At 50.0% G+C, this 1172-nt stretch carries 1 protein-coding gene; it reads right to left on the reverse strand.

What is annotated here, in order from left to right:
- Window positions 1-2 precede the first annotated feature (2 nt).
- Window positions 3-1172 (reverse strand): elongation factor Tu (tuf, locus tag C5469_RS22795; protein ID WP_166310972.1); only part of this gene is annotated, 1170 nt, incomplete at its 5' end.

Raw genomic sequence — 1172 nt, forward strand, 5'->3', positions numbered from 1 at the left:
AATTATGCGATAACTTTAGCAACAACACCAGCACCTACTGTACGACCGCCTTCACGGATAGCGAAGCGCAGACCCTGGTCCATTGCGATTGGTGCAATCAGGGTAACTACCATCTGAATGTTATCACCTGGCATCACCATTTCTACGCCTTCTGGCAGCTCAATAGTTCCGGTCACGTCAGTTGTACGGAAGTAGAACTGTGGACGGTAGCCTTTGAAAAATGGAGTATGACGGCCACCTTCGTCTTTGCTCAGAATATAAACTTCTGATTCGAAAGTGGTGTGTGGCTTGATTGAACCTGGTTTTGCCAGGACCTGACCACGTTCGATTTCGTCACGTTTTGTACCACGCAGCAGAACACCTACGTTCTCTCCCGCACGACCTTCGTCCAGCAGTTTGCGGAACATTTCTACACCAGTACAAGTGGTTTTAACGGTATCTTTGATACCCACGATTTCAACTTCTTCACCCACTTTAACGATACCGCGCTCTACACGACCGGTGACAACAGTACCACGGCCAGAGATAGAGAACACGTCTTCGATTGGCAGCAGGAATGGCTGGTCAATTGCACGCTCTGGTTCTGGGATGTAGCTGTCCAGGGCTTCTGCCAGTTCGATGATTTTCGCTTCCCACTCTGCATCACCTTCCAGTGCTTTCAGCGCAGAACCACGGATAACTGGAGTGTCATCACCTGGGAAATCGTACTGAGACAACAGTTCACGGACTTCCATCTCAACCAGTTCCAGCAGCTCTTCATCGTCTACCATGTCACATTTGTTCAGGAATACGATGATATAAGGAACGCCGACCTGACGGCCTAACAGGATGTGCTCACGAGTCTGCGGCATTGGGCCATCAGTCGCTGCAACTACCAGGATTGCGCCGTCCATCTGAGCAGCACCGGTGATCATGTTTTTGACATAGTCGGCGTGGCCTGGGCAGTCAACGTGCGCGTAGTGACGGCTTGGGGTATCGTATTCTACGTGAGAAGTAGAAATGGTGATACCACGCGCTTTTTCTTCTGGTGCGTTATCGATCTGGTCGAATGCACGAGCGTTACCACCGTAGGTTTTAGCCAGTACAGTAGTAATTGCAGCAGTCAGGGTAGTTTTACCATGGTCAACGTGGCCGATAGTACCAACGTTAACGTGCGGTTTTGTACGTTCAAA

The sequence above is a fragment of the Photorhabdus cinerea genome, assembly GCF_011189575.1.
Taxonomy (GTDB): Bacteria; Pseudomonadota; Gammaproteobacteria; order Enterobacterales; family Enterobacteriaceae; genus Photorhabdus; species Photorhabdus cinerea.